7 protein-coding genes and 1 pseudogene are annotated in these 7,641 nt (G+C 62.3%); 6 read left to right on the forward strand and 2 right to left on the reverse strand.

Features of this window, described 5'->3' with window-relative positions:
• The 6 genes and pseudogenes from EN991_RS15245 to EN991_RS15270 all read left to right on the forward strand — a co-directional run.
• The coding region (locus tag EN991_RS15245) for an ABC transporter substrate-binding protein (RefSeq protein WP_164769089.1) at nt 1-989 on the forward strand (989 nt) is incomplete at its 5' end.
• Nucleotides 990-1,086: 97 nt separating this feature from the next.
• Nucleotides 1,087-2,699: pseudogene (gene urtB, locus EN991_RS15250) on the forward strand (urea ABC transporter permease subunit UrtB).
• Nucleotides 2,696-3,928 carry an urea ABC transporter permease subunit UrtC gene (gene urtC / locus EN991_RS15255; RefSeq protein ID WP_027161511.1) on the forward strand — a complete coding sequence of 411 codons (1,233 nt, stop codon included), beginning with the start codon at nt 2,696-2,698 and terminating at the stop codon, nt 3,926-3,928. Before urtB ends, urtC begins: the two are co-directional and overlap by 4 nt.
• A 6-nt stretch (nt 3,929-3,934) precedes the next feature.
• On the forward strand, nt 3,935-4,681 hold the full coding sequence (urtD, locus tag EN991_RS15260; protein ID WP_013531846.1) for an urea ABC transporter ATP-binding protein UrtD: 747 nt from the start codon (nt 3,935-3,937) through the stop codon (nt 4,679-4,681).
• A gap of 69 nt (nt 4,682-4,750) precedes the next feature.
• Nucleotides 4,751-5,446 (forward strand): urea ABC transporter ATP-binding subunit UrtE, encoded by a 696-nt coding sequence (gene urtE, locus EN991_RS15265; RefSeq protein WP_013531845.1) that lies wholly within the window; start codon nt 4,751-4,753, stop codon nt 5,444-5,446.
• A 269-nt stretch (nt 5,447-5,715) separates the two neighbouring features.
• On the forward strand, nt 5,716-5,892 hold the full coding sequence (locus EN991_RS15270; protein WP_013531844.1) for a hypothetical protein: 177 nt from the start codon (nt 5,716-5,718) through the stop codon (nt 5,890-5,892).
• 44 nt (nt 5,893-5,936) lie between these two features.
• Here the strand turns inward: EN991_RS15270 and EN991_RS15275 are convergent, their stop codons facing one another.
• Nucleotides 5,937-7,088: a GGDEF domain-containing protein gene (locus tag EN991_RS15275; RefSeq protein WP_013531843.1), complete on the reverse strand. Its 1,152-nt coding sequence runs from the start codon at nt 7,086-7,088 to the stop codon at nt 5,937-5,939.
• 115 nt (nt 7,089-7,203) lie between these two features.
• The coding region (locus EN991_RS15280; protein ID WP_164769091.1) for a DUF72 domain-containing protein at nt 7,204-7,641 on the reverse strand (438 nt) is incomplete at its 5' end.

Here is a 7,641-nt window from a genome sequence, read left to right on the forward strand (position 1 = left end):
GCTGGACCTCGGTGTCGCGCAAATCGGTGCTGCCGGTGTTCTCCGAACTCGACAACATCCTGTTCTATCCGGTCCAGTATGAGGGCGAGGAGAGCGAGCGCAACGTGTTCTACACGGGTGCGGCGCCGAACCAGCAGGCGATCCCGGCGGTCGACTATCTGATGAGCGAGGACGGCGGTTCGGTTAAGCGCTGGGTGCTGGAAGGCACCGACTACGTCTATCCGCGCACCACCAACAAGATCCTCGAGGCCTATCTGAAGGCCAAGGGTGTGGCGGCTGAAGACATCATGGTCAATTACACGCCGTTCGGCTTCTCCGACTGGCAGACCGAGGTTTCGGCGATCAAGAAGTTCGGTTCGGCCGGCAAGAAGACCGCCGTCGTCTCGACCGTCAACGGCGACGCCAACGTGCCGTTCTACAAGGAACTCGGCAACCAGGGCATCAAGGCCGAGGACATTCCGGTCATGGCCTTCTCGGTCGGCGAGGAAGAGCTTGCAGGTCTCGACACCGCGCCGCTGGTCGGCCATCTCGCCGCCTGGAACTATTTCGAGAGCATCGATACGCCCGAGAACAAGAAGTTCATCGCCGACTGGCACAAGTTCATCAAGAACGACAAGCGCACCACCAACGACCCGATGGAGGCCCATTATATCGGCTTCAACATGTGGGTGAAGGCGGTCGAGAAGGCCGGCACCACCGATCCGGACAAGGTCATCGACGCCATGATCGGCGTGTCGGTGCCGAACCTGACCGGCGGCTATTCGACGATGATGCCGAACCACCACATCACCAAGCCGGTGCTGATCGGCGAAATCCAGGCCGACGGCCAGTTCGAGACCGTGTCGCGCACGCCGGGCCTGGTGATGGGCGACGAATGGTCCGACTATCTGCCTGATTCCAAGGACCTGATCTCGGATTGGCGCGCGCCTCTGTCCTGCGGCAACTTTAATGTTGCCACCGGCAAGTGCGGCGGCAAGGGCACGAACTGATCCCTCCCAGGGCTGACCCAGTCAGACCGCGCGCGTCCGGACGGCTTCCTCCGCCGTCCGGACGCCCACTTCAACCTTCAGGGGTTACCAGAAACCGATGACCTTAATCCGCACGGGTTTGATGCTGTTGTTCCTGCTGGCGACACTGTCGTCATCGGGCGCTGGCGAAACCGATCTGCGCGGCATCATCGCCAAATTCGCCACGGCCAAGGGCTTTTCCGAGATCGGAGCCGTCGTCCACGAACTGGCAGCCGCTGGCGACCCGGCGGTGGAGCGGCCGCTTGCGGCACTTGCCGACGGCAACCTCTATGTCCGCAAGGCCGATTCCCTGGTGTTTGTCGGCAAGGAAGCGGGCGAGAGCGTCCAGCTTTCCGACCCGTTGAGCGGGGAGGCATCGGGTGAGGCGGCCAAGGACGGCATCACCAAGATCAAGGTCAACAACACGCTGCGTCGCGTCATCCGCGATGCGTTGGGCACGCTGACGCTCGGCGCCAAGGATCCGGCTGTTCGCATCGCCGCCGCCGACACCATGTTCAAGACACCTGACGCCGCAAATATCGCCCCCTCGATACGGCGATCGCCGGTGAGGCCGTGGCCAGCGTCAAGGCTCTGCTCGAACAGGCCCGTGCCGCGTCAGTTCTTGTCTCGGATCGGCCCGAAGCCGACAAGCTCGCCGCCATCGCGCTTATCGGGGCACGGGGCGATCGCGATGCTGTTTCGCTGCTCACTTCGGTCGTGGCGAATTCCACCGACGCGGTTAGGCAAGCGGCGACAGCCGCGATCGCCAACATCAATTCGACGCTGGCCTTCTGGGACGCCGGGCAGAACGTCTGGTACGGCATCTCGCTGGGCTCGGTGCTGCTGCTGGCGGCAATCGGCCTCGCCATCACGTTCGGCGTCATGGGCGTCATCAACATGGCGCATGGCGAGATGGTAATGCTCGGCGCCTACACGACCTTCGTCGTCCAGCAGGTGATCCGTACATCCTTCCCGGACCTGTTCGACTGGTCGCTGGTCATCGCACTGCCGCTCGCGTTTCTCGTCGCGGCCCTGGTTGGCCTGATCATCGAGCGCGGTGTCATCCGCTTCCTCTATGGCCGGCCGCTTGAAACGCTGCTGGCGACATGGGGCGTCTCGCTGATCCTGCAACAGGCCGTGCGCTCAATCTTCGGGCCGACCAACCAAGAGGTCGGCAACCCATCCTGGATGTCGGGCTCGTTCAATGTCGGACAGTTGGCGATCACCTGGAACCGCCTGTGGATCCTGGTTTTCGCGCTCGCTGTCTTCGGCATCCTGCTCTACGTGATGAAGCGCACGCCCTGGGGCCTGCAGATGCGCGCCGTCACCGCCAACCGGCGCATGGCTGCCTCGATGGGCATCAGGACGCCGTGGGTCGACGCGCTGACCTTCGCGCTCGGCTCCGGCATTGCCGGCATTGCCGGCGTCGCGCTGAGCCAGATCGACAACGTCTCGCCCAATCTCGGCCGCGGGTACATCATCGACAGCTTCATGGTCGTTGTCTTCGGCGGCGTCGGTAATCTGTGGGGCACGCTGGTCGGCGCCTTCTCGCTCGGCATCGTCAACAAGTTCCTCGAGCCTTATGCGGGCGCGGTGCTCGGCAAGATCGTCGTGCTGGTGCTGATCATCCTGTTCATCCAGAAACGCCCGCGCGGCCTGTTCGCGCTCAAGGGGAGGGCGGTGGAAGCATGATCACGGGACGCTTCTTTGCCGCCGGCGCGGACCGCCGCATCGCCATTACGATCTCCATCCTGCTGGCGGTGGCCGTCATCGTGCCGTTGCTCAACCTTGCGGTGTCTCCTACCAGCGCCTTCTACATCCCATCCTACATCGTCGCGCTGACCGGCAAATATCTCTGCTATGCGCTGCTTGCCTTGGCGCTCGACCTGGTCTGGGGCTATTGCGGCATCCTTTCGCTCGGCCACGGCGCCTTCTTCGCGCTCGGCGGCTATGCAATGGGCATGTATCTGATGCGTCAGATCGGCTCGCGCGGCGTCTATGGCAATCCCGTCCTGCCCGACTTCATGGTGTTCCTGAACTACAAGGAACTGCCATGGTTCTGGTATGGCTTCGACCATTTCTGGTTCGCCGGCCTCATGGTGCTCGCGGTGCCTGGCCTGCTGGCTTTCGTCTTCGGCTGGTTCGCCTTCCGCAGCCGCGTCACCGGCGTTTATCTCTCCATCATTACCCAGGCGATGACGTATGCGCTGCTGCTTGCCTTTTTCCGCAACGATATGGGGTTCGGCGGCAACAACGGCCTGACCGATTTCAAGGATATTCTGGGCTTCAACGTGCAGGCCGACGCGACGCGCTCGGCGCTGTTTGCCGCCAGCGCGGTGATGCTGGCACTTGCCGTCTTCGTCACCTGGGCGATCGTCGGCTCAAAATACGGCAAGCTCTTGATGGCGGTACGCGATGCCGAGAGCCGCACGCGCTTTCTCGGCTGGCGGGCGGAGAACGTGAAACTGTTCGCCTTCACCGTCTCGGCCGTCATGGCCGGCATAGCCGGTGCGCTCTACGTGCCGCAGGTCGGCATCATCAACCCTGGTGAATTCGAGCCGGCCAATTCGATTGAAGTCGTCGTCTGGGCGGCTGTCGGCGGGCGCGGCACCATTGTCGGGCCGATCATCGGTGCGTTGCTGGTCAATGCCGGAAAATCCTGGTTCACCGGCGTACTGCCGGAGTTCTGGCTGTTTGCACTGGGTGGACTATTCGTCGCCGTCACGCTTTTGCTGCCCAAGGGCATCATCGGCATGTGGGACAGCTGGCGCGGCAACGCCAAGGCGTTGCGAGCTGCTTCGATTGCCGAGGAAGCCGGCACCGATGCCGATGTCTCGCCGCCGGCGAAAATCGTTCGCAGTGAAGCAAGAAAGCCAGGTGACTGGTCCGCCAGCAACCCCGAACCACAGCCGGCGGAGTGAGCGACCATGTCAAAGTCGAACACGATCCTTTATCTCGACGGCGTCTCGGTCTCCTTCGACGGCTTTCGCGCCATCAACAATCTGTCGCTGGTGCTCGACAAGGGCGAGATGCGCGCCATCATCGGCCCCAACGGCGCCGGCAAGACGACGATGATGGACATCGTCACCGGCAAGACGCGGCCCGACGAGGGCGAAGTGTTCTTCGACGGCCAAGTCGATCTGACCAAGCACGACGAGGCCGAGATCGCAATGATGGGCATTGGCCGTAAATTTCAGAAGCCGACCGTCTTCGAAAGCCACACGATCGAGGAAAACCTGATGCTGGCGCTGAAGGGTCCTCGCTCGATCTTCCCGGCGCTGTTTCACCGCCGCTCGGCCGCCGAGACGCGGCAGATCGATGACATCCTCGGCATCATCCGGCTTGGCGACAAGCGTGACGAACTGGCGGCCAATCTCAGCCATGGGCAAAAGCAGTGGCTGGAGATCGGCATGCTCTTGGCGCAGGACCCGAAACTGCTTCTGGTTGACGAGCCGGTCGCCGGCATGACCGATGCCGAGACCGAGGAAACCGCGCGGCTGCTCAAGGATATCGCCCGCGACCATTCGGTCATCGTCGTCGAGCACGACATGCATTTCGTGCGCGAGCTCGGCGTCAAGGTCACCTGCCTGCACGAGGGCTCGGTGCTCTCGGAAGGCACACTCGATTTCGTGTCGGCCGACGAGCGTGTCGTCGAAGTCTATCTGGGGAGATGAGCATGGTCTGGCGGGTTCAGTTCCATCACTTCGATCTGTCGTTTCTCAGGTTCTGGAGACGGCGCTGACATGCTCGAAGTTTCCAATGCCACGCTGCACTACGGCGCCGCCCAGGCGCTGCGCGGCGTATCGCTGAAGGCGGGCGCCGGCAAGATCACCTGCGTGCTCGGCCGCAACGGCGTCGGCAAGACCAGTTTGATGAGATCGATCGTCGGCCACCACCGGCTGACGAGCGGAAGCGTTGCCTTCGAGGGGAAGGCGCTCGACCGGAGCGCGGCGTATGACCGCGCCCGGTCGGGCATCGCATTCGTACCGCAGGGCAGGGAGGTCTTTCCGCTGCTCACCGTGCGGGAGAACCTGGAATCAGGCTTTGCGCCGCTGAGGCGAGCCGACCGCAACATTCCGGCGCATGTCTTCGAATTGTTCCCTGTGCTGAAGCAGATGCTCGGCCGTCGCGGCGGCGATCTTTCCGGCGGCCAGCAGCAACAGCTCGCCATCGGGCGGGCGCTGGTGATGCGGCCGAAACTGCTCGTGCTCGATGAACCGACCGAGGGCATACAGCCGTCGATCATTAAGGACATCGGCCGCGCCATCCGCTATCTGCGCGACCAGGCGGGCATCGCCGTGCTTTTGGTCGAACAATATCTCGATTTCTGCCGCGAGCTCGCCGACGAGGTCAACATCATGGACCGGGGCGTGATCGTCCATACCGGCCCGGCTGAAGATTTAGACCGGGCTGATGTGCGGAAGTTCCTTACCGTCTAGAATTGGCGGTGAACTTCAGTTGGCGATCCGAAGTTCTTGCCAAGTCCAATATTTCTCCATCCGATCACCTGCGTCTCTGGCACGCTCAATATCGCGTGCTAGTCTTTTCCATGGCTTTGTGAGTCGGCCGCTTCCGTATCAGTCTGGTTATCGCAGATCGAGGACCACGGCCAATGCCGGGCAAGTTTCACGCAAGCAAGGCTGCCTAGCTTCCCTCCTGCGATCTCTGTCGTTCAAACGCGTTTGGGCACACAGGCTAAAGGACAGCCATGGAACGTTACGTCGAGGATTACCAGAAGCGGCGGCTTACCGAACGCGTCGACATCATCGCTGCCATCAATATCTTGAGATCACAGGGCTGCGACTACGACGATCTGATCGAGGAGATCACCAAGGTCTTCTATGTCGATCTCGATACCTTCAATGAGATTGTCATGGCGGCCTAGGAGCCGCATTCGTCTCCCCACGATCAGAGGCCGGTGTTGCGCGATTAGCTTGCGCGCCTGAACGGAGACGCGGTGACGCGGTTACGGCCTCCGCGCTTGGCGTCGTAGAGCGCCTTGTCGGCGGCGTTGAGCACCTTGTCGAAGCCGAGGCCTTCCTTGGTGCCGAAAGCAAATCCGGCACTGACGGTGCATATCAGCGAGCCTGTCTCGGTTTCGATGCGGTGCGCGGCGAAAGCTGCCCGTATGGCCTCGGCGGTGGCCTCCACCGTTTCGGGCAAGGTCCGCTTCAGCACCAGCGCGAACTCCTCGCCGCCCATGCGCGCGGCGACGTCGGCCGGGCGGCGATTGCTGGCGAGTTCCCGTGCAAACACCCTCAGCACTTCATCACCGGCGGCGTGGCCGAATTCGTCGTTGATGGCCTTGAAGTTGTCGAGATCGAAGACGACCACCGCCGTGAAGGCGCCGACCGGCGCATCGCCGTGCAGGTCGAACAGGGCGCGGCGGTTGAGCAGGCCGGTCAGCGGGTCGGTCAGGGCATTGTGGCGGTGATGCCGGGCCAAGCGTCCCTGATTCAGGGCCAGGGAAAGCGCTCCAATCCCGGTCATGCTGGCGATGACGATGATGAGGCTCAGTTCCTCGGCCCAGTTGCTTGGCGCATGTCCAAGGACCAGCTTTCCATCCAAGGCTAAAACCATGGCGCAGAGAGCGAAGGATGCGGCCGTGGCAGAATAGAGCGCGGTGATACCGATCGTCAGGGCAGGGGCTTCGTCGCGGCCCTTCCAGTATTCGACCGCCGTTGCGAACAGAAGCAAGGCGGCGAAGGCATTTTCGAACATGAAGCCCAGCCCGTCATAGCCTAGAGCCATGGGAGGCAACGTCACGGCCAGCGAAATGGCGCTGCCAAGTACAGTTCGGGGCACTGGCGAGCCGCCGGTTCTAAACTGGTAGGCCGCGCCCAGCATTGTCGAGAAACCGAGCAGGAGGAAAGCCAGCGTGGCGATGCCCAGCAGGCGCCCGGGCATGTCGATATAAGCGTCATAGACAAAAATATCGCCGACCACGAACACCAGGCTGATCGCCCATGTCAGCAGGAATTTCTCCGAGCGAGCGGTCAGCCACATGCCGAACAATGTCAGGCTCAGGCAGGCCGCGGAAAAACCGACAGCCAGGAGAAGTGAAGTGTAGTCGAGCGACATGCCCCTCGTCCTTGCCCGTGGCGGCCCAGATCTGCGACTGGTCTGGCTGGATTCATGCAGCAAGGAGGTATCGATAAGGTTACGACGGTGGCGAAGATGCCATGATTCCGCTGCGTCAGGGCACCGGTTGACCCTGGTCCACTCGCTTCATCAGTGCCATGGCGCCGAACGGCGCGCGCACCTTGCCCTCGGTGATGAAGTAAACGAACACGTCGCGCGGCTTGACCGGCGCATCGGTGGCGGGGTCGGCGCGCCGCAGGTCGGCCGGCTGCTTGCCTTGCGCCCAGGTCTTTACCCGCGCGGCCCATTCATCGAGGCCTTTCGGCGTATAGCAGTCGGGATTGTCATCGCTGCCGGTCTGCAGTCGGGCGTAGACGAAATCGGCGGTGATGTCGGCGATATCAGGATATTTGGCATGGTCGGCGTAGACGATCGCGGCCTTGTATTTTCGGGCAAGTGCTGCGAATTCCGGCACGACAAAACTGTCGTTGCGGACTTCGAGCGCATGGCGCAGCGCAACGCCGTCCTGCTTTTCCGGTAGCAGCTTCAGGAA

The sequence above is a fragment of the Mesorhizobium sp. M7A.F.Ca.US.005.03.2.1 genome, assembly GCF_003997795.1.
In the GTDB taxonomy this organism is placed as follows: Bacteria; Pseudomonadota; Alphaproteobacteria; order Rhizobiales; family Rhizobiaceae; genus Mesorhizobium; species Mesorhizobium ciceri.

What these genes read in the sequence shown, in the direction of transcription:
- urtC (WP_027161511.1), top strand. Translation starts at nt 2,696, where the DNA reads ATGATCACGGGACGCTTCTTTGCCGCCGGCGCGGACCGCCGCATCGCC.
- urtD (WP_013531846.1), top strand. Translation starts at nt 3,935, where the DNA reads ATGTCAAAGTCGAACACGATCCTTTATCTCGACGGCGTCTCGGTCTCC.
- urtE (WP_013531845.1), top strand. Translation starts at nt 4,751, where the DNA reads ATGCTCGAAGTTTCCAATGCCACGCTGCACTACGGCGCCGCCCAGGCG.
- EN991_RS15270 (WP_013531844.1), top strand. Translation starts at nt 5,716, where the DNA reads ATGGAACGTTACGTCGAGGATTACCAGAAGCGGCGGCTTACCGAACGC.
- EN991_RS15275 (WP_013531843.1), bottom strand. Translation starts at nt 7,088, where the DNA reads ATGTCGCTCGACTACACTTCACTTCTCCTGGCTGTCGGTTTTTCCGCG.